At 59.2% G+C, this 23,575-nt stretch carries 20 protein-coding genes; 4 read left to right on the forward strand and 16 right to left on the reverse strand.

The window, feature by feature from the left end:
- From SFHG_RS09205 to SFHG_RS09215, 3 genes are all read left to right on the forward strand, one after another.
- The coding region (locus tag SFHG_RS09205) for a sensor histidine kinase (protein ID WP_202898169.1) at positions 1-1,099 on the forward strand (1,099 nt) is incomplete at its 5' end.
- 162 nt (positions 1,100-1,261) lie between these two features.
- Positions 1,262-2,131, forward strand: a complete 870-nt coding sequence (locus SFHG_RS09210) for an ABC transporter ATP-binding protein (protein ID WP_081469059.1) — start codon at positions 1,262-1,264, stop codon at positions 2,129-2,131.
- A 12-nt stretch (positions 2,132-2,143) separates the two neighbouring features.
- On the forward strand, positions 2,144-4,375 hold the full coding sequence (locus tag SFHG_RS09215; protein WP_042436779.1) for an FtsX-like permease family protein: 2,232 nt from the start codon (positions 2,144-2,146) through the stop codon (positions 4,373-4,375).
- A gap of 59 nt (positions 4,376-4,434) precedes the next feature.
- On the opposite strand, the gene SFHG_RS09220 is transcribed toward SFHG_RS09215, so the two are convergent.
- Positions 4,435-5,331, reverse strand: a complete 897-nt coding sequence (locus SFHG_RS09220) for a class I SAM-dependent methyltransferase (RefSeq protein WP_081469060.1) — start codon at positions 5,329-5,331, stop codon at positions 4,435-4,437.
- A 4-nt stretch (positions 5,332-5,335) separates the two neighbouring features.
- Positions 5,336-6,529 carry a cysteine desulfurase family protein gene (locus SFHG_RS09225; protein ID WP_042436579.1) on the reverse strand — a complete coding sequence of 398 codons (1,194 nt, stop codon included), beginning with the start codon at positions 6,527-6,529 and terminating at the stop codon, positions 5,336-5,338.
- A 343-nt stretch (positions 6,530-6,872) separates the two neighbouring features.
- On the opposite strand from SFHG_RS09225, the gene SFHG_RS09230 reads away from it, so the two are divergent.
- Positions 6,873-8,708, forward strand: a complete 1,836-nt coding sequence (locus SFHG_RS09230; protein WP_042436582.1) for an elongator complex protein 3 — start codon at positions 6,873-6,875, stop codon at positions 8,706-8,708.
- A gap of 88 nt (positions 8,709-8,796) precedes the next feature.
- Here the strand turns inward: SFHG_RS09230 and SFHG_RS09235 are convergent, their stop codons facing one another.
- The 14 genes from SFHG_RS09235 to SFHG_RS09300 all read right to left on the reverse strand — a co-directional run bounded on the left by SFHG_RS09235 (position 8,797) and on the right by SFHG_RS09300 (position 23,572).
- Positions 8,797-10,068, reverse strand: coding sequence for a radical SAM protein (locus tag SFHG_RS09235; protein ID WP_042436584.1), 1,272 nt, complete (start codon positions 10,066-10,068; stop codon positions 8,797-8,799).
- 22 nt (positions 10,069-10,090) lie between these two features.
- A complete protein-coding gene (locus SFHG_RS10265; RefSeq protein WP_052297926.1) occupies positions 10,091-10,843 on the reverse strand; it encodes a TorD/DmsD family molecular chaperone in 753 nt (250 codons plus the stop codon).
- A gap of 102 nt (positions 10,844-10,945) precedes the next feature.
- Positions 10,946-11,524, reverse strand: a complete 579-nt coding sequence (locus SFHG_RS09245) for a 4Fe-4S dicluster domain-containing protein (protein ID WP_042436587.1) — start codon at positions 11,522-11,524, stop codon at positions 10,946-10,948.
- A gap of 24 nt (positions 11,525-11,548) precedes the next feature.
- Complete coding sequence (locus SFHG_RS09250) at positions 11,549-14,173, reverse strand: molybdopterin-dependent oxidoreductase (protein ID WP_042436590.1); 2,625 nt, start codon at positions 14,171-14,173, stop codon at positions 11,549-11,551.
- Between the two features lie 20 nt (positions 14,174-14,193).
- Positions 14,194-14,964, reverse strand: a complete 771-nt coding sequence (locus tag SFHG_RS09255; protein WP_042436592.1) for a DmsC/YnfH family molybdoenzyme membrane anchor subunit — start codon at positions 14,962-14,964, stop codon at positions 14,194-14,196.
- A gap of 408 nt (positions 14,965-15,372) precedes the next feature.
- Positions 15,373-16,341 (reverse strand): slipin family protein, encoded by a 969-nt coding sequence (locus SFHG_RS09260; RefSeq protein ID WP_052297927.1) that lies wholly within the window; start codon positions 16,339-16,341, stop codon positions 15,373-15,375.
- Positions 16,325-16,735 carry a GntR family transcriptional regulator gene (locus tag SFHG_RS09265; RefSeq protein WP_238318321.1) on the reverse strand — a complete coding sequence of 137 codons (411 nt, stop codon included), beginning with the start codon at positions 16,733-16,735 and terminating at the stop codon, positions 16,325-16,327. The genes SFHG_RS09260 and SFHG_RS09265 overlap by 17 nt, the downstream gene beginning before the upstream one ends.
- Positions 16,736-16,751: 16 nt before the next feature.
- Positions 16,752-17,663, reverse strand: coding sequence for an NrfD/PsrC family molybdoenzyme membrane anchor subunit (nrfD, locus tag SFHG_RS09270; protein WP_081469061.1), 912 nt, complete (start codon positions 17,661-17,663; stop codon positions 16,752-16,754).
- Positions 17,664-17,798: 135 nt separating this feature from the next.
- On the reverse strand, positions 17,799-18,572 hold the full coding sequence (locus SFHG_RS09275; RefSeq protein ID WP_042436599.1) for an ABC transporter ATP-binding protein: 774 nt from the start codon (positions 18,570-18,572) through the stop codon (positions 17,799-17,801).
- Positions 18,559-19,536: a FecCD family ABC transporter permease gene (locus SFHG_RS09280; protein WP_202898170.1), complete on the reverse strand. Its 978-nt coding sequence runs from the start codon at positions 19,534-19,536 to the stop codon at positions 18,559-18,561. Before SFHG_RS09280 ends, SFHG_RS09275 begins: the two co-directional genes overlap by 14 nt.
- A 71-nt stretch (positions 19,537-19,607) precedes the next feature.
- Positions 19,608-20,600, reverse strand: a complete 993-nt coding sequence (locus SFHG_RS09285) for an ABC transporter substrate-binding protein (protein WP_042436604.1) — start codon at positions 20,598-20,600, stop codon at positions 19,608-19,610.
- Between the two features lie 30 nt (positions 20,601-20,630).
- Positions 20,631-21,653 carry a putative heme d1 biosynthesis radical SAM protein NirJ2 gene (gene nirJ2, locus SFHG_RS09290; protein ID WP_042436606.1) on the reverse strand — a complete coding sequence of 341 codons (1,023 nt, stop codon included), beginning with the start codon at positions 21,651-21,653 and terminating at the stop codon, positions 20,631-20,633.
- Positions 21,654-21,747: 94 nt separating this feature from the next.
- Positions 21,748-22,503, reverse strand: a complete 756-nt coding sequence (locus SFHG_RS10270; RefSeq protein ID WP_052297928.1) for a MerR family transcriptional regulator — start codon at positions 22,501-22,503, stop codon at positions 21,748-21,750.
- 82 nt (positions 22,504-22,585) lie between these two features.
- Positions 22,586-23,572 carry a C-terminal binding protein gene (locus SFHG_RS09300; RefSeq protein WP_042436791.1) on the reverse strand — a complete coding sequence of 329 codons (987 nt, stop codon included), beginning with the start codon at positions 23,570-23,572 and terminating at the stop codon, positions 22,586-22,588.
- Positions 23,573-23,575: the final 3 nt, after the last annotated feature.

The raw sequence follows: 23,575 nt of genomic DNA on the forward strand, positions 1-23,575 counted from the left end.
CGTGCCCGCTTCGCCCGGGCCCACGCCGCCTGCCGCCGGCTGCCGCGCCGACCGCCTGGAGCGCGCCTACTCCTTCAGCGCCTACCTCCGCTCGCGCGCCGGATTCGCGATCGGCGCGGTCGCCCTGGTTGCCGTTACCGCAGGCATCATGGCCGTCACCGGCTCGAACGCTTCCGCAATCGCACTCGTCTCCCTCTGCGAAGCCCTGTTCGCCTGCGTCGCGCTTGCCGCGGGGTTTTTGCGCGATCGCGAGTTCTACCAGCAGCTGGACCTGTTCTGCGACTCGCCCGAAAACGCGCGCTGCCTCTCATCGATCCTGGACGAGCCGCGCACCTTGGAAGGCTCCATCGCCTACCGCGCGCTTGCCGTGCAAGGTAAAGCCGCCTCCGACGAGCTAACCGCACGATCACGCGACATGAAGGAGTACCGCAACTACATCGAGCTGTGGGTGCATGAAACCAAAACGCCCATTGCGTCGGCGCAGCTAGCGTTGGCAAGCCTTCATGGGCCCGAGATCGGCAAGGTCCGCGGCGACCTCGATCGCATCGAATCGCGCGTTGAGCAGGCTCTTTACTACGCACGCTCGGCAACCTTAAGCGAGGACTTCTCCATCGAGGAGCTCAACCTTGCGGCCCTCGCGCGCAAAGCGTGCCGCCAACGGTCCCGCACGCTCATCGGCGCAGGGGTCTCGCTCGAGTTCGCCATCGACGAGGCGCTCGAAGTGCTCGCCGACGCGAAATGGACCGACTTCATCATCGGCCAGGTCCTGGAAAACTCGGCGAAGTACGGCGCGAAGACCATCCGGTTCGAAGGCACGACGAAGGATGCGGGCACGAAAGACGGCTGCATCGAGCTGCTAATCGCAGACGACGGCGACGGCATCCCCGCCGCCGACGTGCCGCGCGTGTTCGACCGCGGCTTCACCGGAAGCCGGGGCCGCACGCATCACAAGGCAACGGGCATGGGGCTGCACCTAGCCGCCGTGGCCTGCGAAAGAATGGGCCTTGGCCTGCGCATTTCCTCAGAAGAGGGAACGGGCACCACCGTCGCGCTGACCTTCCCCCTCGACCGCACGCGCATGGATCTGGCGGGATCCTAGCCGACGCCCATTGCAAACCGCGATCCGCCCGCGCACTGCCCGCCGGCGCCTACGGCGACGAACCTTACAGAATCGTAAGTTTGCGGTAAGGCCCTTCGATGGCTCCGTTTTCGCGAGCGCCGCATCATGGGGATATACCGAACCGAAGAGAAAGGAATCCCCATGACCATGGTTACCGCAACCCCTCCGGCAGGCATCGCGAACGCGGGCACGTCCGACAACCGCAACGTCCTACTTTCCGTGCGCGACGTTCGGAAGGTCTACGGCTCGCGCGAAGCCATCACGCGCGCGCTCGACGACGTATCGTTCGACATCTGCGAAGGCGAGTTCGTCGGCGTGATGGGCCCATCGGGCTCGGGCAAGAGCACGCTTTTGAACTGCATCTCCACCATCGACACCGTGACCAGCGGGAACATCATCTTGAGCGGGCTCGACATCACGCAGCTGCGCAGCCGTCAGCTCTCCAAGTTCCGCCGCGACGACCTGGGTTTCATCTTCCAGGACGCGAACCTGCTGGACACCCTGACCGGTTTCGAGAACATCGCCCTGGCCCTTACCATCAAGGGCGAGAAGGCCGACGCCGTGCGCGCGAAGGTCGATAGCACCGCGAACATGCTGGGCGTAACAGACGTCCTGCAGAAATATCCGCGCCAGATGTCGGGCGGCCAGCGCCAGCGCGTGGCCGCGGCGCGCGCCATCGTCGCCGACCCGAAGCTGGTCCTTGCCGACGAGCCCACCGGCGCGCTCGATTCGCGCAACGCCGCCGTTCTCCTTGAAACCCTCGAGGTGCTGAACGCGAAGCTGCACGCCACCATCATGATGGTCACGCACGATGCGGTGGCCGCCTCCTACGCCGATCGCATCCTGTTCATCAAGGACGGCAAGCTGTTCAACGAGCTGCGCCGCGGCGATGACGCCCGAACCGATTTCTACCAGCGCATCCTTGAGGTCCAGGCGTTCCTTTCCGGCAAGCAGGGCGACTCCCCCGCGGTCGGCTTCGCGCCCTCGCACGCTGGCGCGCCGCGCAACTAGGCGGTGGCCATCATGTTGATGAAACTTGCCTTGCGCAACGTGCGCCGCAGCATGCGCGACTATGCTGTGTACTTCGTAACCCTGACTTTGGGCGTGGCGGTGTTCTACGCCTTCAACGCCATCGAGGACTCCCGCGTGCTGTTCGAGGCCCAGGAAGGCGCCGCGAACGTGTTCCTGGCGTCGGGCGCAAGCATTTTCGACATCCTCGCGCAGGTCATGACCTATTTCAGCGTCGTCGTCGCCGTTGTTTTGGGATTTTTGGTCCTGTACGCCAACCGATTCGTTGTTCGTGCGCGCAAAAAGGAATTCGGCACGTACCTGCTGCTGGGCATGAGCCCGCGCCAGGTTTCCTCGGTGGTGCTGATGGAAACGCTGATCGTCGGCGTGATCGCGCTGCTAGCGGGCCTTGGGCTGGGCTTTTTGATCTCGCAGGCCATCGCCTTCGCCACGGCGGGCCTCATCGGCGTGGCCATCAGCGACTACCATCTGCTGTTCAGCACCCGCTCCGCCGAGCTGACCCTAGGATGCTTCGCGCTCATCTTCGTTGTGGTCGCCCTGTTCAACGCCGTGCAGATTTCGCGCTGCAAGCTTGCCACGCTGCTTTCGGCCAACTCCCGCAACGAGCGTATGCCCGTGCGCAACCCCATCGTCTGCCTCATCGTGTTCGTGCTTTCGTGCCTGATTCTGGCGAAGGCGTATGCGGAGCTCAACCTCGACGGCCTTGTGTACTTCGGCGAACACTTCCGCACCGCAACGGCGCTTATGCTCGTCGGCACGCTGAGCCTATTCTGGTCGGCATCGGGATTTTTCATCCTGGTGATCCAACGTCTGCGCGGCGTGTATTTCAAGGGATTGGCCATGTTCACCATGCGCCAAATCTCGGCGAAGGTGAACACCGCGTTCGTGTCGCTGTGGGCGGTTACCGTTCTTCTGTTCTTCAGCATCGTCGTATTCTCAACGGGCTTTAGCCTGGCGACGGTCTTCTCCGATCAGCTAGAGGAGAACACTCAGTTCGATACGTCTATCCGCGCGAGCCTGATGGCGCTTGACATCTCCGACATGGAGGCGGTGCCAGCCGAGCAGTATGGCGGGGAAGAGGCCAAAGCGGCTGCAATTCAGGAAGTTGAAGCCCAGCGCAACGAGATTCACAGGCTATGGCAAGAGAACGGCGGTTCTACCGCTGCGTATCTCAAATCGCTCATCCCTGATTGGGACGAGCGCGTGACCGGTTCCGCCCAGGTGGACACGTGGCTCGCGAACGATTTGACGAACAAGCAGCTTGCCGATGCGTGCGGCTTCACGCTTGCGCAGATCGGCTCCGACGATAACTCCAGCATGGCCGACGAGGGCGTGCAGTACGTTTCGTTGTCCCAGTTCAACGCTGCACGGCAACTTGCAGGCGAAAAGCCGATCGAGCTTGCTACAGACGAATACCTGGTCGACAACACGATCGATAAATCTACCGACTACGCGAAGGCGCTTGGCCAGAAAGGGCGCACCATCACCGTCGACGGCCATGAGCTGACCGCATCCGGGCAGGTTGTTTCGCAATCGCTCCAGGTAAGCAGCATGAGTTGCTTGGTCGCCGTGTTGGTTGTTCCCGATGAATTGGCGGCCGACAGGTTCGCCGCAGGCGATCTGCCGTACTTGAGCGAGCTGAACGTCAACCTGGCAAGCGATTCGCAAGAGCAGGCCATGAAAGACCTGATGGCTGAATACGGCAAAGCCGTCCCCCCGAGTGATGAGCTTGCCGAAATGGGCTGGACTTACGATTCCGGCGCATGGCCGGTGTCCTATTACGACACGAGCGAAAGCGTTATCGCCGACAGCATGGGGCTTAAGCTGCTCTTGGTTTACCTGGCTCTCTACATCGGGTTCGTCTTCCTCATGACCACCGCAGCGGTTCTTTCCGTTCAGCAGCTCTCCGAGGTAGCGGACAGCATTCCGCGCTATCGCCTGCTTGCCCAGCTAGGGTGCGACAGGGCCATGGTTTTGCGAAGCTTGCGCACGCAGATCGGCATCTACTTCGTGGCTCCGCTTTTGGTTGCAGGATGCCATTCGGCCTGCACGATCAGCGTTCTGTACGAGAACCTGCTATCGCTTTGGGGCGCTTCGGCAGTTACCGGCACGCTTACCATCGGCATCGCACTAGTAGTTGCGGTGTACGCGATCTACTTGGCGTCGACGTACCTGGTTGCACGATCGGCAGTGACCTCCGGCGCGGGCAAGAAGTTGCTTGCGTAGCCGAGCACCGAAACGAGAAAGGGGCGGTTGCCTGCGAACGATTCGCACGGCGGCCGCCCCTACTTCACGCGCAAAACCACGTATTCGTTCAAATTGCCCGTCTTGCCATCCGCCTCGAAACGGCTTATAAGGTCCGCAGAATCCGCCACCATCGCCAACAGCCGCTCGATTTCCGGCTCGTTGAAATGGTGGCAATAGCGATACAGCCCCCGCGTGTCCTGCCAACCCAGCAGATAATCGTTCGGCGGCAGCTCGGGAATCCCCAGCTCAGCACGCGCACGGCTCGTGGTTTCCTTCGCCTTCCTCGCCAGCTTGTCGCTATTCAGGAATCGCCAGAAGCTCACTGACACGAACCCGCCCGGGCGCACCTTCGCGACAAGCGCGCGCAAAAGCCCCACCCGCCAACGCTCCAGCGGCACATGATGCATGAACCCGAACGACACCGCCAAATCGCACGACGCATCCGGCGCCTCAAGCGCTTCCCGAAGGCAGCCAGCAAAAAGCCGCTCGATCGCGTCAAGATTCTGGAAGCTCATTCGGGACAACGCGTCGGATTCGTTTCGTTCCCCGGCTTCCACCAACGGATCGCAATTGTCCACCGCCCAACCCGACAGCATCCTGCCAGGCAAGGCGTCCGCCAAATATCGCTCGAAACGCAGATTGCCGCAAGCCAGGTCGAGCACACGCAGCGGCTTTTGCTTAGCCGCCAAGCCCACAACCTCGAGCAAGCGTACCCAACCCTGCCACGGCGACTGCCGCGTCTGCGAGAACGATTCCGCGTTCGCGCGATAGAACTCCCCGGTCAGCGCGCACAAGCGCAGCGCCAGCACCTCTTCGGCGCCCCTTGCCGCACCACCGCTCGCCACAAGATCTTCAGCCGCATCGGCCACGCAAGCTGCGCCGCTGCTTGCGACTGCAAACGCTTGCTCGCGGTTGGCGCCCCCACGCAGTTCCATATTCCTACGACTCGCGCATCTCTCGGGCGCACTGCGCCAGCACGGCAACGAAGCGATCCACATCTTCAGGAATATTGCGATGGAAGAAGCTTGCGCGCAGCGTTTCCTTGCCCTCGCGAAGCGGGATACCTGCCGCCTGCAGCGCCAGCGGATGCTTCGGACGCCACGTGCCCGGCGCGACGGTGGTGTGATTCTCTTCGCACGCCGACGCGCGCGACACGCACACGCGGCGGCCGGACAGGTATTTCACCGATACGGCATTCGGCAGGCCAGGCACGCTAACGCTCAGAATGTAGGGGCTTCCGCCTTCGGGCGCATGCACAACCGCATCGGGGATCTCGCGCTTCAAACCCTCGATGGCGCGCTCGCGAAGGCTTGCGGCGTATTCCATGTCCGTTTCCATATGCGCCGCAGTGATACGCACGGCTTCTGCCATGCCCACCGCAAGGAACACCGGCTCAGTGCCCGAACGCAAACCGCGCTCCTGGTTACCGCCGAACGCGGTGGTGTGCATGGGGAGGCCGCGCTGCACATACAGGATGCCGATGCCGCGCGGCCCGCCGATCTTGTGCGCGCCCGCCGTGAGCAGTTGCACGCCCCATTCGCGAGGGTTGACAGGCATCTTGCAAAACGCCTGCGTGGCATCGCAATGTAGCGGCACGCCCGGCGCCAGCTCATCACGCAACTGCGCGATTTCGGGAATGGGGAAGATCCAGCCCGTCTCGTTTTGCACGCGCATCACCGAGATAAGCGATGTGGGACCGTCCTGCAACTGCTCGGCCAGCTGCTCCATGTCGAAGCAGCCATCCGGCGCATCGACGTAGCGGCAATCCCAATCAAGGTCGCGTCGCATACCGCGAACGGTTCGGGTCACCGACGAATGCTCCAACGTGGAGGTGATGATCTTGCCCGGGTTCTCACGCTGAGCCAAGCACGCCCCGCGTATGGCCAGGTTGTTCGACTCCGTCGAGCCGGACGTGAAGTAAATCTCATCAGCATCAACGCCAAGCACATCGGCGATGGCTGCACGGCTGTCCTCGAGCATTTCCTTGGCGCGGCGCCCTACCACATGCGGCGACGAAGGGTTGCCCCAGCCGTCCATCATGACCTCGTGCATGCGCGCAAGCACCTCGGGATAGGGAGGCGTTGTTGCGGCGTTGTCCAGATATGTAAGCGGCTTGTCCACGGGCATTCCCATCGTTGCTTCGTTTCGTTCTTTTCCTTAATTCTAACGTGGCCGTTTAAATGGCACTAAGCCAACATCACTTGGGAACTGATTTCTCGATAAGCGGATAATGCCTGGTCAGTAGCCTTTTTGACACGCCATCGATAAGCGCTCTGCATCATCTAGGCCCCAACCTGTCGAGCATTTGCATGGAACCGCCGCGTACGTTCCGCAAGGCCTTCACGTATGTGTAGACATTGTGCAGCGGCCAGCGATGTCGAGCGCTCCCCAAAGTTGTCACGCACGTGTAGGCATTTCGACGCAAGCGTCGATGCCGCGCCTTTCCCCTTTTGCGCTATGCCGTACAATACCGCCTATGGAAAAGACACTGCATAACATCCTCGGTGAGATTCGCCGCACCAACGCCCCGCTTGCCCCCGATGCGCTCGACCGTATCATCCGCGCCCGAAACCGCGAGGTGGCCGGCCCCGTCCGCTATGTGGCGAAGAAGAAGCTGCTGCCGTTTTATCAAGAGGAGAAGGAGCATCGCCCCGAACACTGGCGCACCTGGGGCGTTTCGCCCGCCGAGGAAGCCCTGCTCGTGCGAACGCTGCAGGTCAAACCGCGCCGCACCGCATCCGGCGTGGCCACCGTCACCGTGCTTACGAAGCCCTGGCCCTGCTCAAGCGCATGCCTGTACTGCCCCAACGATGTGCGCATGCCCAAAAGCTACCTGCACGACGAGCCGGCCTGCCAACGCGCAGAGCGCAACTGGTTCGACCCATATCTGCAGGTCACTGCCCGTTTACGCACGCTGCATCAAATGGGGCACGTCACCGATAAGGTGGAGCTCATCGTGTTGGGCGGCACCTGGAGCGACTACCCGGAGGCATACCAAATCTGGTACATGCACGAGCTGTTCCGCGCCCTGAACGACATGGGCTGCGAAACCGCGGTGGAGCGCGAATCCGAAACGCGCCGCAAGCAATACCGTGACGCCGGCATAGCCTGCGAGCGCGACGACCTTGCCAACTGGGCTGCCGAAGCACAAGCGCGCGTCACCGCCGGCGATGCCTCCTACAACGAAACGGTTCGAAACCTATACGCCTGCGGAACCCACGCGGACGGCAACGGCTGGGCCGCTGCCGCGCAATGGCAGACCGCAACGTTTTCCCAGCTGGAAGCCCTGCAACGCGAAAACGAGTCCGCAGAGCACCGTTGCGTGGGCCTTGTGGTGGAAACCCGTCCCGACGCCGTCACGCCCAATCGGCTTGCCACGTTGCGCCGCCTAGGCTGCACGAAGCTGCAGATGGGCATCCAAAGCCTCGACGAGCGCATCCTTGCCGCGAACCATCGAGGCATCGGCGTCGATCGCATGCAGCGGGCCTTCGAGCTCGCCCGCATCTTCGGCTTCAAAACGCACGCGCACTTCATGACGAACCTGCTCGGCGCAACACCAGAAAGCGACGCCGCCGATTATCGGCGCATGGTCGAGCATCCCGCCTTCAAGCCCGACGAGATCAAGCTGTACCCCTGCGCCCTTGTGGACGGCACGGGCTTGGTAGCTCATTGGCGCGACGGCAGCTGGCGCCCCTACACCGAGCAGGAGCTTGTCAACCTGCTAGCCGAAGACGTGCTGGTTACGCCGCCGTTCACGCGCATATCGCGTATGATCCGCGATATCTCGGCACACGACATCATGACCGGCAACAAGAAGGTGAACCTGCGCCAGCTGGTCGATCTGGAGCTCGCGAAACGAGCCCAACCAGTGCAGGAGATCCGTTCCCGCGAAATCGCCTTCGGAGCTGCCGCAAACGACGAGCTCTCACTTTCGGAAGTCGCCTACGAGACGACGAACACCCACGAAGTGTTCCTGCAGTGGGTAACGCCCGACAACCGCATCGCAGGCTTCCTGCGTCTATCCATGCCGAACGCCGACTATGCCAACGCGCACGCTACCGACCTGCCCATCAATGCCGGCGAGGCCATGATCCGCGAGGTGCACGTATACGGACGCGTTGCCGGCCTGCACCAAGGCGGCGAGAACGCCCAGCACCGAGGCCTCGGCCGCATGCTCATCGAGCGAGCCTGCGATATCGCCCGCGAAAACGGCTACACCGCCATAAATGTGATCAGCGCCATCGGCACACGCGGCTACTACCGCAAGCAAGGCTTCACCGACAACGGGCTATACCAGCAACGCAGCCTATAAGACGCAAGGCGAGCATCGACGCTTTCGTCCTGCAAGACCGCCGTCCTTGATCGCATGCGGAGGCCCGCTAACTTCCGCATGTCGCGGCTCACATCTCGCGAACGCCCACTTCTCGCAGATACAGCTCGCCGGTTTCGCGCCGCTCGAATACATTCGCACTTTCCGCAAGCGCGACACCGGGACACATTTCCCGCAATGCCGCAACGCTGCCCAACGGAATCGCGGCGCTCGGGACGCCTTCGTCAAACGAGCACGGCACACCGGCCGCGCAGGCCCAATCGCGCACGTGCGCCGCGTCATCCCCGAAAGCCTTCGCACATTTCAGCAAGCGGTCGCCTTCGTCGGCCTCAAGCCACGGACAATACGCCCACACCCCATCGTCGCAGGTGAACACCTTATTCTGCTGATACACCTGCCCCGTATTCTTGTTGTCGGAACTGCAATAATGCACACCAAGCAGCAAACTCTCACGCACAGCATATTCCATCAACGCCAACGCCTCGGCCTCGCTGCCCGCAACGGGAACACCGCCGCCGTACCAGTAGTCATACAAGTAGTTGAAAGGGTGCTTGCGCAGTTCAAACCCACGATCGCGAAACGCTTCCGCATTGCACAGCGGAAAACAGAACTCCAACAGGTTCACGCCACGCACGCCCATGTCGTCCAAGCGCACAAGCAGCTCCTGCATCTCGGAAAGCGTGCCGGGGATCACCGGCATCTCAACCATCACATCGGGCAGCGACGAAATGGCGGCCTCGATTCGCCCAAACACGGGCGCATCGGGGCGCGCGACATCCTCAGGCTTGATGCTGAATCGCACCTCATCAAGTCCCGCATCAGCCAACGCATCCAAGCACGGATCATCCAGCAAGTCACCGCACGTGTATAGGCGGATATGCACGTCGGAATACAGTTCCTTTGCACGCCTCACGAACGCGACAACCGACTCCTTATGCAAGAGCGGCTCGCCACCCGTTATCGCCAGGCAATCGAACTGGGCGCCAACTGCAGCAGCCTGCTCAAGCTCGCCCACGATATCCCGACGGTGCGACAAGAAGTACTCGTAGCGATCCTGATTCGGGTTGAAGCAGAAATAGCAATGTCGCGTGCAGCGCAAATCAACGAAAAACGTAGCCGTGCGCTCGCCCGTGCGGCACGCCAGACACGCCGGCGAAATCCACCCGCGCCATAGCGACCCACCGCCGTTTTCGCAATGGCAACCGCACATCGCCGCCGTTTGCAAACGCCGCTTGCGCGGGCACGATTCCGTCACCTCAAAGGGGATTCCAAACGCAGCAACCGCATCCTCATAGTCGTGCTCAACCTGATCAAACGCCTGTGCATACTCGCGAATATCCACAAATCCCCCTTGAAGCAAAACGCTATTCAGCCGAAAGTTCCGCCGCCAACTTCTCAACATGCGCAGCGTCAACATGCGCAAACGCCGCCATAGCACCCGCAAACGCAGCGTAATACGCACGGATATCTTTGCGAATCACCTCATCAGCGAACGCATCGACCCACGTCAGCACATGTTTCCGCAGAAAGTCGCTCTGGGTACGAAGCGTCTTCGCCGCATTCTCATCGCGTCCGTCAGCATACGCCTCATAAACGCACTGGCTCATGCGCGCCATATAATCCATCATCGCGGAAATGTGATCGTCGGGAAAATGCTGCTCGGCCTGTAGCCTGAATCCCGCCTGATGATAGAACGACCGAACATCAAGCGTGCTTCCCCTGAACAGCATGCCGTCGGTACTGGTATGCGGAGACTCCCAGGGACGAACGTAGCTATCGCCAGGAACCTGAAACAACTTGGGGAAATCTTCTTCCATGGCCACTGTCGCCTTGGAAACCGCATCCCCTTCGCTATGTTCACCCACGCACGCAACCGCTTCGACAACGCACTCGGTCATCGTGCGGAGGGAAAGGCCCACGCTCTTCTCCGAAAGCCCCTCATCAGCGGCCACCTTACCGGCAAGCCACGCCAACGCGCCTGCCGTGTTCTCGCCGAAAAGCTGCGCAGCTGACGCCTCATGCACTCCGCCGCCGAACACCACATGAAAGGCGCCATATAAATACGCACGGCGTGCCAGCGTCATGGCAATGCGATTTTCCTCGTCTTTGCTGTCCATCCCCGCTCCTTCTGCGCCGTCGCCATCCAGGGCGCGGCACAACGAACCTGAAACAAAACCGCCGCATCGAGCAAACAGCGCGATGCGGCGGCAATCAACCTATTACCAGGTCAGCTCACGCGCTTCCTGGCTAAACGCGCAGTCCTTCGCCTTAATCAAGACATTCGGATGCGTTTCCTCGGGCGAGGGCAGCACCACGATGCTACCGTTATCCAAGTTGCTACCATACTTCGCGCGCAGCTCATCCATGTCGCCAAAATCAAGCGCACGGTTCGGGCAGCCAGCCACGCAAGCAGGTTGGGAGCCCTCTTGACGCAGGCCATAGCAGCCGTCGCACTTACCGGAAACACCCTTTTCCGGGAAATACTTCGGCTGGCCATACGGGCAGCTCATCACACACATGCGACAGCCGATGCACTTGCTCTGATCCTGAATCACCGTGCCGTCGGCAGCCTTGTAAATGGCGCCCGTCGGGCAATTCTTCAGGCAAACAGGGTCCTCGCAGTGATTGCAGCTAAACGTGTAGCTAAAACCCTGCACCTTCGGGAACTCGCCAACCGTGTAGGAATGCGCCTCGCGATACAGCGTGCCAACCTCAAGACGGTTCTTATCCTTGCACACAACCTGACAAGCGCGGCAACCAGTGCAGCGGCTTTGGTCCAAATAGAATCCAACGCTCATGATTCACTCTCCTCTTCCGCAGCTCTAGTTTGCACTCCAGCGAGCCGGCTTGTCGCAGTCGCGGCCAAGCGGAGCGCCGGTGTACTTCTCGACATTGCAGATCTGGTTGTTGTAACCAGACACGCCCATGCCACTGTACTCGCTACCAATCAGATAGTTGTCGGAGCCAGCCATATCGATGCCGGTCTCTTCATCGACGTCAACCCATGCGCCATGGGGCACGCCGACCATGCCGGGCATCAACACGTCCATAACGGCAGCGTTGCGCAGGCCCTTGCCATACGGCGAGCTCAGCAGCACCGTGTCGCCGTCTTTGATGCCCAGGCTCTCCGCATCGCTACGAGCCAGGAACACCGGGTTTGCCCACGCCTCGCGCAGCCACGGGCAGTTGTCGAACACGGTATGCGAACGACGCAGGTAGTGCGGGTTGAACATCAGGAACGGATACTCGCCCTTTTCGCCGCCGATTTTACCGTCCTTGAACGTGGACTCGTAGCCCGTGCACGGAACGATATAGGTCGGGTACGGCTTGTACTGTTCGATTCCAGGGAAGCCGAACGACGCCATCAGGTCGTAGCGAGCCTGGCAGTAAATCTCCAGCTTGCCCGACTTGCTCTTCAACGGGTTTGCCTCAGGATCGTCGACGAACTTCTGGTAGCCGATGTGGCCGTGCTTGTCATTGCGCTTGCGCGGGAACTGATAGCCGCCGTTTTCCTTCAGCTCCTTCAGCGTGATGATGCCTTCCTGCGGCGCGCCTTCGGCGTTGAGGCCTTTGATATCATCAGCCGTCAGCGTGACCAACGTCTTCATTTTGCCGTCATCGCCCATGACCTTGCAGCCGGCAATCTTCTCGTACAGCTGCTGATCCTCGGTCTTGCCATAAGCAAGCTTGGGATCCTTGCCGACGCCCGCAATCAGCAGCTCGCCGATTTCCTGGTCGGTCTTCGCCTCGCCAAGCGGCTGCGTCACGCGAGTGTAGAACGGCAGGTATTCACGGTTGTTGTAGTCGCCGAAACCGCCGCAACGCTCCCACTCGGTCGTAACCGGCAAAATGATGTCGGAATAGCGAGCGTTCGTGGTCATGAACTGCGCCAACGTCAACACGAAGTCAACCGCGCGGTGGGCCTCGATGCCCTCTTTCTGGTTCAAAGACGTCTGCAGGACGGCATCGGTCATATGATAGATGCACTTGATGGGACCAAGCTCCGTAGGATTGGGCTCGTGGAAGGAGCCGTACGCATTGGAAACGTCCTGCGTGTGGCCGCCGCCATTCTTGATGATCTCATACATCTGAGGCTGGCGAACGCCCGTGGTAACCGGATTGGTCGTCTTCGGCATCTTTGCGGCACCGGCGGAAATCAGTCGAGCACCGCCATTGCCGGCGTTTGCGTGATATGCGCTAGCCGTTGCATGACCGGACTTGCCCATATGACCGCCCATGGCGCCCAAGGCGATCAACAGCTGCGGCAGCATTTCGGCACCGTTGCAGCGAGCCATACCATAGTTGTGCAGAATCATGACCTTGTTGCTCTTTGCCATAATCTGAGCCAGCTCGGTGACCTGCTCAGGCTTCACGCCGCAGATCGGCTCTGCCCATTCCGGCGTCTTAGGCGTGCCGTCGTACTTGCCAAGGATGTAGTCCTTAAGGTTCTCATCGATGGTCTTATCCTCGGGCATGCTCTCGGAGTCGAAACCAACCGTGTACTTATGGATGAAGTCCCAATCGATGATGCCTCCCTTTTCCTCGTCAAGGCGAAGCATTTCATAGGCAATAGCGAACATAAGCGCCATGTCCGTGCCGGTACGAACGGGAACCCACTCAGCATCAAGCATCTGGGCGGACGCGTTGTACAGCGGGTCGATGGATACGAACTTGGTGCCCTTGTCGCGCGCAGCCATCCAATAGTTGATAGGCGTACCGGCGGCAGACCAAGCAGGATTGGACGACCACATGATAATGTACTCGGCGTTTTCAAGGTCAAAGCGATCGTTTGCCGTATCCGCATCACCCGTACCGCAGTCCGTAGTCGGAAGACCCATCTTCGTCACGTCAAGCGTATACGTGCCATGCGACGTGGTATCCCATCCGCGCACGTAACCGGAAAGGACATTGAGCGTGGTGTTGTTCGCCTTGCAATAAAAGCCCGTGGGGCCGTACTCGTCGGAAATGCGCTTGATTTCCTCGGATGCAAGCTTAATAGCTTCGTCCCAGCTGATGACTTCCCACTCGTCCTTGCCACGCATCTGGCCGTTGGACTTCTCGCCACCGCCAGGCTGCCAGCCCTTGCGCTTGAGCGGATGAAGAATACGGTCAGCGCCGAAGCACTGCTGCTGCTGGGTTTTACCGCGCACGCAACCGCGCTGCTGCGGATACTCGATGGAATCCTCGTGCGTGTCATCGGTCTTCTGACGAACAACGGCGCCGTCCTTGACCATGACCTTGTTCATGCAGCGACCACCGCAGTTATGCCAGCAGGCTGCGGAAATCCATTCGCCGCCCTTTGCCGGATCGACAGGCAGCTCGTGCTTGTCGACGGCCTCGAGACTTGATTCCGCAGAGCAACCAGTTGCGGTCAGGCCGGCAACACCTGCCATAACAACAGCGGAAGCACCCAGGAAACCACGACGGGAAATGTTATTGGAATTCACGGTTTATCCCCCTTCGTTCCCTACAGCGCGCACGTCGCGTAGAACGCGTAACGAGCGACGGCAACACCGATAACCAGAGCAGCGCACACGACGATCGCAAGCGTCTGCTTATTTGCGAATTTGGAAGCCAGCAGCGTCAACACAGCAGAAGCGACAGGCGCAACCACCAAGCCGACCACCTGCATAACCGGGCTTATGCCAACAGCCGAAAAGGCCGCAACCTCAAGCGCCAGACCAATGGCAAGCACCACATCAACAGCAACCATCGTGTATGCAACGGGCTTTTCGGACAACTTCGCGACGCCAAGCGCAGCGCACAGACCAAGACCCATGGCAAGATCGCCCGCCACGAAGCTCAGCACCGTTGCCGGAGCGTTCGTCCAAACGGGATTACCGAACACGTCGGTGTACGCGGTGCCCATCAACACCATACATGCTACGGCAACCACGGCCGTCACCACGCGCAGCGCAAAGGGGCTGTCCTTTTTCACGAACGCGATGATCATGTCGATAAGAGCCAGCACGAAGAACACGCCGGAAACGGCAACCTCGCGCACCATGCCAGACGCAAAGTTAACGGTTCCGCTTGTCAACGAGCCCATTGCACGCGGGATGCTTTGCACATGCGTAGAAGCGGCAATCATGCCGATGGCGAACAAAGCAACTACGACCAGGGGCAAAAGCCACGGGCGATTGCCCGAGCGCTTACGGGCAAAGCACGTTTCAAACACGTACGCACCCGCAGCCATACCTCCCAGCAGCGTGAATGCAAACAGGGATTCGAGACCCATGTTTCCCTCCTCTATTTCCTTGCGCCCGCAGTAGGACGCGCCTCTCGCAAAACACGCCTCGCCCGCGCGTTCTGCGTCCTCCTGCTTTTTCCTCGAGATATGCGAATACGTACGAAGAAAGCAGGAGGCTGAATATGATTGTCGGAAATCAGCTGACACCCTTCATGAGCCGTTATAGCAAAATTGTCGTGCGACAATCAATAGTGTCGCACGACAATTTTGTAGTGTATTTATTCTATTTTGAGAACAGTAATTATCTCAACCGGTCAGCTAAAAGCGTAATCGACCTGGTAATTTATACTTTAGATACCGCCCGTCGGACAACAGACCCCCGATCTTTTCTTACATAACTGTCGCACACGCCGTCACACAGCCAGCCCCAACCAAGCAGGCCAAGTAAGTAAGGAGTTATAGCGATTTGCTTTCATCGGCTTTTACGTTAAAGCCCTCGCTATATGCGCTTGGCACTACAAGCGTACTGTCGTTATCCTGCATGCCCTCGTACGTCAAATGCAGCTTGCGCAGCGCAAGCGCCACTTCGTCATGGTTATACGTTTGTGCAACCTCATCAAGGATTTCGGAAACGTCGCGCTCCGCTTCCATAAGCGTGATACGTGCGCTTTTGCGACATTCCGCCTGAGCCTCCAACGACATAACCCCCTGCAGCTCTTTAGGGATGATCAGGTCGCGCACTTCAACCGAAACGATAGAGATGCCCCAATCAGATACCTTTTCCTCAACAGCCTCACGCAGTTCCTGATCAAGCTGATGACGACGCATAACCACATTCGACAACGATGCGCGACCGATGGCATCGCGCAATGCCGTTTGCGCGGAAAGAGCTACGGCAAAGTGATAATCCTCGACCTCAGTACAAGCCTTTTCGGGATCCCAAACCACCCAAAACAGCACGGCATCGACGTCAAGCGGCACCAAATCACTAGTCAGCGCCTCTTCGGCGCCAAACGGAGTTGCATTCATGCGCTGATCAACGCGCAACGTGCAAAATTCAAACAATGGGACGGTGAAAAACAAACCCGGGCCCGCAAGCCGATTAAATCGACCCAGGCGCATGATCACGGCACGCTCCCAATCCATGCAGACGTGCACCGACGAAAGCACAGCAAGGCCAACTACTGCGGAAAGCAGAATACCTGTAAGCGTCAAACCAGACGCCAAGGCCACGGATGCTCCCAACATCAACGCAAATGCAACGATAGCCAAGGCTATCGTTATCATCACAGCGCCATTTCGCGTCGCTCTTTTCGTAGGGTCGGAGCGATACGCGTCGGCTGCAACACCGAATTCCATCTCAGAACGTCGATACGTATCTTTTTGCCCCGGAACGAGCCTCTCGCCGTTATTTTTGGTTTTCATGGCCCCTTTTCATCCTCCTCACACACGCAGACACCAGTTTCGGGATGTCTTCATACGCCATTCCTTGCTCCAGGCAGCTTTTGATGAAATCTTCGGCGAGCGCATTGACCCGCGCATCCCCTTTTTGATTGTCGCCCGGTTCATTCACGAACACGCCACTACCCCGAACCGTCTTCACATACCCATCGCGCTCCAACCCCATGTACGCTTTGCTTACCGTGTTGTATGCAATGCGCAAATCGGCAGCGTACTTACGCACCGTGGGCAATTTGTCGCCCGGTTTATAAAAACCCGATGTAATGAGGTATGCCATTCGGTTTCGAAGCTGAACCCACAGCGGTAAGTCGCTGTTTTCGTCAAATGCGAACGAAGGCGTTTCCTTTATCGCTTTCACGCGTAATCTTTCCGTCTCACACCAAGGGCTGCACACCCGCAGCCACCATTACCAATCGCAAGCATAGCCCTCCGACAAGCACGAGCACCGACGCGAACGCCGTTGCCGGAGCACTCAAATGTCGCCCGCTCATCAGGGAAAACATTTCAATCACTATCGGTAATAGTAACGCACATAAGACAAAGCCGCCCCAAAATAGCTGCGAATGTCTACCTGTCAGCACATCGGCGCTCGCTACCGGGGCAAGGCTTGCAAACAGCAGTATCGTCACAAGGAGCTCGAGCACCACGAACACGAAATCAAAGCGCAGTAATTTGACATCCCATTGCCGCACGGCCCGCCGATCCTCACATGAGCATAGAGCAAGCATTATCACCGCACAGCCGCACGAAAGCGCAGACAGAACGAATAGCACCGGAAGCCACATCGTCTGCCAGAATTTCACAGCGACAACGCTTTTCAGCAGCATTCCCGTGTATGCCATAACCACGAACGCGACGGGGATGCCCACGGCTTTTAAGACCCACAGCGCACGCCGCACGTGCGCTCCCAGCGAAAACGCCGCATCGCAGAAAGCCGCCAACGAACTTCCCATCAACAGCGACAGCGCGAGCGCACCAATCGAAATCAAACTGCTTGTTGGATATAGCAACAAGTAATAAAACGCATCCGGTCGACCTAAATCAGCGATCAGACACAACACTCCCAGCATCAAAATGCAGAGCGTCGCACCATACACGATTCTCCTTATGCGTTGATATGTTGATTCACACAAACTTTTCGGCGCATGAGAAGCCCTATTACGCTCATCATGCCTATTCCATGTCGACATGTTGCTCGCAACATCCAGCACAGCCAACACGGCATATGCGCCTGCCGATGTTCCGCCCAGGAACAGATATACCGCTATCAGCCCGCTAAATGTCATGCGCCCGCCTTTCTTGAACACGGCAAGAATATCACCGTCGCACGACAATTCACAACCATATGAGCCAATGTCTCCGTAGCGTTCTAGCTCGCCACCTGTTAAAAGATTACGAGCTAGAACGCCACGGAGGCAGATTCATTCACGCGGCTCAAAAGGAACCCAAGCCGTGCCACAACCTGTCTGCACGTGCTCCAAACGTACGCCGAAGGACTGCTCGATAGCAGCACGAACGCAGCCATCCGTCGGTTCGCCCTGCGCAGCTAAGCGCCCTCGCTCCATCACAAATACCTGGTCGGCAACCGAAAGCGCCAGGTTCAAATCATGAATCACCGCGATAACCGTCTTGCCGCGCTGCCGAACCTGGCGAATCAGCCGCACCATATCGAAACACGCCGCCACATCCATGAACGACGTTGGTTCGTCAAACAGCACGATCGGCGTATCTTGCGCCAACACCATAGCCATGCGCACGCGCTGCCGCTGCCCACCCGACAGGCTCTGCAGCGAACGATCGCGTAGCTCAGACACGCCGGCAAGCAAGAGCGCCTCGTCGATGCGTTCTTCGTCTTCCCTGCTCAAGCGCGAAAACGATCCACAGCATGGAAACCTCCCGCACACCACCAGCTCGCGCACCGTCATCATCGGCGCCTCTTGCTGCTGCACCAACACGCCTAAAAGACGCGCTCGCTCGCGAGCAGCCAGCGATGACACGTCGCGCCCGGCAATGCGCACGCGCCCCGATGTCGGCTTCACCAGCCCCATGGCAAGTTTCGCAAGCGTTGATTTCCCACAGCCGTTCGGGCCGACGATGCAGCTGATGCTCCCTGTCGGAAACAACGCGGAAAAGCCGTCGAATAAACGGCTTCCGCCGTACCCGAATACGACGTTATCAAACTCAAGAGCGCCCATCGACTTCTCCTTTCCGCGAACGAAGAATCAGATAAATGAAGAATGGGCCGCCTATCAGCGCCATGCAAATTCCCACAGGGATCTCGAACGGCGCGAACAGCGTGCGCGCAACGGTGTCGCACACGCACACCACGATAGCCCCGACAACAGGCGAAAGCAGCAATACGCGACGGTTATCATGGCCGGCGAAGAAGCGGACGATATGGGGGACGACCAGCCCGACGAATCCGATAAGCCCGGCAAAGGAAACCGCGGCACCCGCCAGCAGCGCCGCAAGCGAAAGCAATATCAGCCGAGTTCGCTGCACGTTCAGCCCCAGCGCGTGCGCACCCTCATCCCCCAACGACAAGATGTTGAGACGAGTTCCCTGGCCTGCGGCCACAAGCAGCCCGACGCAGATCGCACACCCGGGAATCACCAGCTCAGACGCCGTCACGCCCGAAAGGCTTCCAACCAAAAAACCAGATGAGTTCACGTAGGCATCCGGATTGAAAATGAGAATCGCGTTCATTCCCGCCGTGAATATGGACGTGAGCGCCATGCCGGCAAGCACGATGGTCAGGCGCGAAGCCCCCGCGTACAACGACACGAAGAACACCAGCAACGCCGAAGCGAGCGCGCCCAAAAACGCACCAGCTGCCGACACGCCCAGCGCATGCGGAGCCACGCATGCGAACAGCAAAACGAACAAGCCGGATCCAGCGTTGACGCCGATGATGTTTGAGCTGGCCAGCGGATTATTCAACGTTGCTTGGATGAGCGCACCCGCCTCGGCAAGCGCCGCACCGGCAAGCACGCCCCCAAGGACACGCGGCACGCGCACGTTCGCCAGCACGTTCACTGCCATGTCGGACGCGTTGCCCGTAGCGTACGCCACCACATCGCTCGCGCCAATAGATGACGACCCCAGCGCCAGACCAGCGAACACCACGCCGGCAAGAGCCAAAAGCAAGACAAGCAGCATGGTGCCAAAACGATGTCGCGCACAATCCGTCATCGCAACCGTTTTGAGTCGATCCCTACGCACGAATCAACCTATTCGCCGTACAGCGCGTCGAACAGGACTTGATACGCTTGATCCCACTGAGCATTTGGCTTGTACTGGAACAACTGCGGATCAAGCGTCACCACACGATCGTTCTTCACCGCATCAAGCTGCGCCCATGCAGGGTTCTGCGTCGTCTGCTCGGCAAGCGCTTGCTGCGCCGACCCATCGGAATTACCCATAGGCAGAAGGAAAATGGTTTGGGGGTTATCCTGGATCAGCGCCTCTATGCTGTAATCGGACAACAGGCCCTTATCGGAATCGGCAATGTTCTGCGCTCCCAAATCGGCAAGCATGGTTCCCGTCTGCGTCGAGGACGACTGCACGCGCGTACCGCCCGAATACGTGGTCAGCACCGCGGCGCTGCCAGCTTGCTTTCCTTCCGCCTTCGCGCAAATCTCGGCGATCCTATCTGCCGGACCCTGGCCGTTTTCCGCATACGCCTGCTCGTCGCCTGTGATATCGCAGCACGTGCGCAGCATGCGCAGATAGTCGTCGAACGTGGTTACCTTGAAATACGCCACGGGAATGTTCGCCGCCGTAAGCGTATCAGCCAGCTCGGTTTGCGCAACGCCGCCACCGCGGCCGCTGCTCGACCCTGTCAAAATCACGAAATCGGGGTTGAGCGCGATAATCGATTCAGCGTTGAGCGACGAAAAATCGCCGATCTTCTGCGCATCCGACGCAATGTGGTAATCGGAGAAAGCGTCATCGGACGCTCCAACCAGCGTACCGCCGGCCAGCTCCCACACGTTTGCGAAGCTGCCCATGCCGGCAACCACGCGATTATGCGACGAGACCGTCACTTCGCGGCCCAAATCATCGGTAAAGGTATACGCGCCCTGCGTTGCCGACGTCTCCGTTTCGCCCGCATTGGATGCAGCGAGGCTTCCTTGCGACGAGCACCCCGCTAAAGAGAACGATCCTGCGCCCATAGCCAACACGCACGAAAGCGCAACGGCGCCTTTTGCAACTTTGTTCATTGCTTGCTCCTTTTGGATTGATACGTGCCGCTAAGCAACCGATACGCCGGACGCATCCCGTGCTGCGCTCTTCATGCCCCATGCACAATAATCGTCCTGCCCCAAAATGTCCCCATCATGGTAATACGCAGCGCGAGCGCGACATCCGCCGCAAATGCCCTTGTAATCGCACGCCCCACACGCGCCCTTATACGCCTGCGTGCGCAGCTCTTGAAACACCGGGCTGGTACGCCAAATCTCGTCAAACGGCTGTTTGCGCACGTCGCCTGCATCTTCGGTCATATATGCGCACGCGCGCACGATGCCTTCGCTTCCGACTACGCAGTACGTCAGCCCCGCCAAGCAACCTCGCGTATAGCGCGTTTGAACACCGATCTGCTCGGCAATACGCATAAACTGCGGCGCGCACGTAGGCTTAACTTCGATGCCGGCATCGCAACCGGCACGCAAAATGTCAGCAAGCAGCTGCTCGTTTTGCTCAACATCGATGCTTTCGTCTGAAATGTCCTTACCACGCCCGACCGGCACCAAGAAGAACACCGAATGGTTCATCGCGCCCGATTCTTTGGCAAACCGAGTGATGTCGCACACCTCGTCACGGTTCCAATCAACCACAGTGGTGTGAACCTGGAATGGCAGGCCGACGCTTTTGCAGGCTTCGATTCCCGCCAGCGTTGCCGCATGCGCACCGTTGATTCCGCGAAACTTGTCATGCTTTTCCGCGTCAAGGCTGTCAATGCTGATGCCCATAGCGCACGCACCCGCCGCTTTCAGCTTTCGCGCAACGTCTTGCGTGATCAAGGTTCCATTGCTGCCGAATACCGGGCGGAGTCCGCATGATGCCGCATGAGCCACTAAGTCGAAAATGTCATCACGCATAAGCGGCTCACCGCCACTGAAAATCATGATCTTGAAACCTGCGCGCGCAATGTCGGAAATCATCGCGCGCGCTTCTTCGGTCGACAGCTCTCGGTTATCGCACTCGTCTGCGTCTTGATAACAATGAGCGCACTTCAAGTTGCATCGATTCGTGGTCATCCACGATACGATCATCGTCTCCCCCTCTGATCAAGTTATCACTACAGGGGAAAACGGTACCGAGCGACGTTACGTCGCCGTCAATACAACGATAAGCGTACCTGTGCAGCTATTCCCGCGAATCAGAACGAGAACAATCGAGCGCATCTTGCAAAAAACTCAGTGTGCGCCGTTGAATGCCGGCATAAAAGTCACGACCGTACTGCTTTGGCCCCGAGCTGCGTTGGTTTGCCAAGCGCTTCAAACCAGCAAGGGCATGGGGCATGCCCCCTAAGCTGGAAAAACGAATCGCAAGCGCTCGTGCGCGCTCATCGGTTGCCAATACGCCGTCATGCATTGCCTCGATCGTATCGCCCATCAGCTGATGCCAACAGATAACCTCTTCACGGGATAACTCGGGAATCGGGCAACCCTCAAGCGATTCGCCGGTGATGGCAGACCACAGCATGTCCTCACGATCCCGCACGCTACCAACAGCGGATGCCGATTCGCTCCAATCCACATGATCGGCCACAGCAAGATGCGCGCGCAAACTCTGCAACGCATTCATATCCCGAAGAATCCGCGCGCTTTCACGCTCGAGCTCCGCTTCGCGTTCCGCCAAAGCGCTAGTCAGCTCACCGTCGGGGTCGCTCCCTTCGCCCTCCTGAATCTGGGAAAGCGAAAGCCCCAGGTATTTCAGCGTAATTATGCGATTGAGACGGTCGACGTCAGACGAGGAATACAAGCGAAGATTTTGCTCCCCTTTGCATGTGGGATGCAGCAGCCCGCGTTGATCGTAATACTGGATGGTTCGAACCGTCACGCCGACGCGTGAAGCCAATTCCCCAACCGTCATTAAGTCTTGGCTGCTTTGCTCTCCCATGTCCTGCTTCACCCCACGAACCGACATCTACTCTGCCGAAAAAAATTCACTGTAGCGGATGACGCTACGTCATCGTCAAGCACTACCTTGCAGATGAATCGAACACGCAAGGGTTCAAGCAATCAACCGGAACCCGGCCCTGCACAGCGTCGATAGCCGCTTGCATCGCGCGCTCGCGCAGTTCGCGGCCGGATTCCTCCGACCAATACGCCGCGTGCGCCGAAAGCACAGTGTGCGGTGCCTTCATGATGGGATGGTCGAAGTCGAAAGGCTGCTCCTGCTCGAACACGTCCAAGCCCGCGCCCCACAACTTATCCTCGCAAAGCGCCTGGGCCAATGCCACGGTATCCACCACGGCGCCGCGAGCGGTGTTCACCAGCACAGCATCCGGCTTCATGAGGGCGAGACGTTCGGCGTTGATCAGATGATGTGTCTCGGGAGTAAGCGCGGTATGCAGGCTCACCACGTCCGCCGTCTGCAACAGCTCTTTCAGGCGCAGCACGGGGTAACCTTCGGGAGTACGCCGCCCGGGTTTCAAGCTACGCGACCAGCACACCACCTCAAAGCCCATACCAGCAGCTTTCTTGGCCGCCGCTCTGCCGATTTCCCCCATGCCGACGACGCCGAACACGCGACCGCGGCACTGCCCGAGCGGGCGCGTGCGCGCATAATCCCACACGCCGCGGCGCATATCGGCATCAAGCTCGTTGATCCGGCGCAAAACCGAAAGCGCCAGCGTAATGGCGTGATCGGACACCACTTCCGTACCGTAACCGGGCACGTTGCACACGGCAACGCCATGCTCGGTTGCGGCCTCCACATCGATCTCGTCGTACCCGACGCCCGTACGGCTGACCGCCTTTAGGTTCGGGCAGGCCTCGAACACCTCGCGCGGGAACATCGCATACGACGTCACCGCTGCATCTGCACCGGTTTCCAGCAATCCGTAGATAACCGCCTGGGCGGTGCGGCCATGCGTGACCTCGAACTCGATGCCCGCATCCCTGGCCATGGCCTCTTCCAGATTGTTATCCTCGAAATCGGTGTCGACCGCTACGATCTTCGGCATATC

It is taken from the genome of Senegalimassilia anaerobia JC110, assembly GCF_000236865.1.
Lineage (GTDB): Bacteria > Actinomycetota > Coriobacteriia > Coriobacteriales > Eggerthellaceae > Senegalimassilia > Senegalimassilia anaerobia.

What these genes read in the sequence shown, in the direction of transcription:
- SFHG_RS09275 (WP_042436599.1), bottom strand. Translation starts at nt 18,572, where the DNA reads ATGGGCGCTCTTGAGTTTGATAACGTCGTATTCGGGTACGGCGGAAGC.
- nrfD (WP_081469061.1), bottom strand. Translation starts at nt 17,663, where the DNA reads ATGACATTTAGCGGGCTGATAGCGGTATATCTGTTCCTGGGCGGAACA.
- SFHG_RS09245 (WP_042436587.1), bottom strand. Translation starts at nt 11,524, where the DNA reads ATGAGCGTTGGATTCTATTTGGACCAAAGCCGCTGCACTGGTTGCCGC.
- SFHG_RS09210 (WP_081469059.1), top strand. Translation starts at nt 1,262, where the DNA reads ATGACCATGGTTACCGCAACCCCTCCGGCAGGCATCGCGAACGCGGGC.
- SFHG_RS10265 (WP_052297926.1), bottom strand. Translation starts at nt 10,843, where the DNA reads ATGGACAGCAAAGACGAGGAAAATCGCATTGCCATGACGCTGGCACGC.
- SFHG_RS09230 (WP_042436582.1), top strand. Translation starts at nt 6,873, where the DNA reads ATGGAAAAGACACTGCATAACATCCTCGGTGAGATTCGCCGCACCAAC.
- SFHG_RS09300 (WP_042436791.1), bottom strand. Translation starts at nt 23,572, where the DNA reads ATGCCGAAGATCGTAGCGGTCGACACCGATTTCGAGGATAACAATCTG.
- SFHG_RS09220 (WP_081469060.1), bottom strand. Translation starts at nt 5,331, where the DNA reads ATGGAACTGCGTGGGGGCGCCAACCGCGAGCAAGCGTTTGCAGTCGCA.
- SFHG_RS09215 (WP_042436779.1), top strand. Translation starts at nt 2,144, where the DNA reads ATGTTGATGAAACTTGCCTTGCGCAACGTGCGCCGCAGCATGCGCGAC.
- SFHG_RS10270 (WP_052297928.1), bottom strand. Translation starts at nt 22,503, where the DNA reads ATGGGAGAGCAAAGCAGCCAAGACTTAATGACGGTTGGGGAATTGGCT.
- SFHG_RS09225 (WP_042436579.1), bottom strand. Translation starts at nt 6,529, where the DNA reads ATGGGAATGCCCGTGGACAAGCCGCTTACATATCTGGACAACGCCGCA.
- SFHG_RS09280 (WP_202898170.1), bottom strand. Translation starts at nt 19,536, where the DNA reads ATGCTGCTTGTCTTGCTTTTGGCTCTTGCCGGCGTGGTGTTCGCTGGT.
- nirJ2 (WP_042436606.1), bottom strand. Translation starts at nt 21,653, where the DNA reads ATGATCGTATCGTGGATGACCACGAATCGATGCAACTTGAAGTGCGCT.
- SFHG_RS09260 (WP_052297927.1), bottom strand. Translation starts at nt 16,341, where the DNA reads ATGAAAACCAAAAATAACGGCGAGAGGCTCGTTCCGGGGCAAAAAGAT.
- SFHG_RS09255 (WP_042436592.1), bottom strand. Translation starts at nt 14,964, where the DNA reads ATGGGTCTCGAATCCCTGTTTGCATTCACGCTGCTGGGAGGTATGGCT.
- SFHG_RS09285 (WP_042436604.1), bottom strand. Translation starts at nt 20,600, where the DNA reads ATGAACAAAGTTGCAAAAGGCGCCGTTGCGCTTTCGTGCGTGTTGGCT.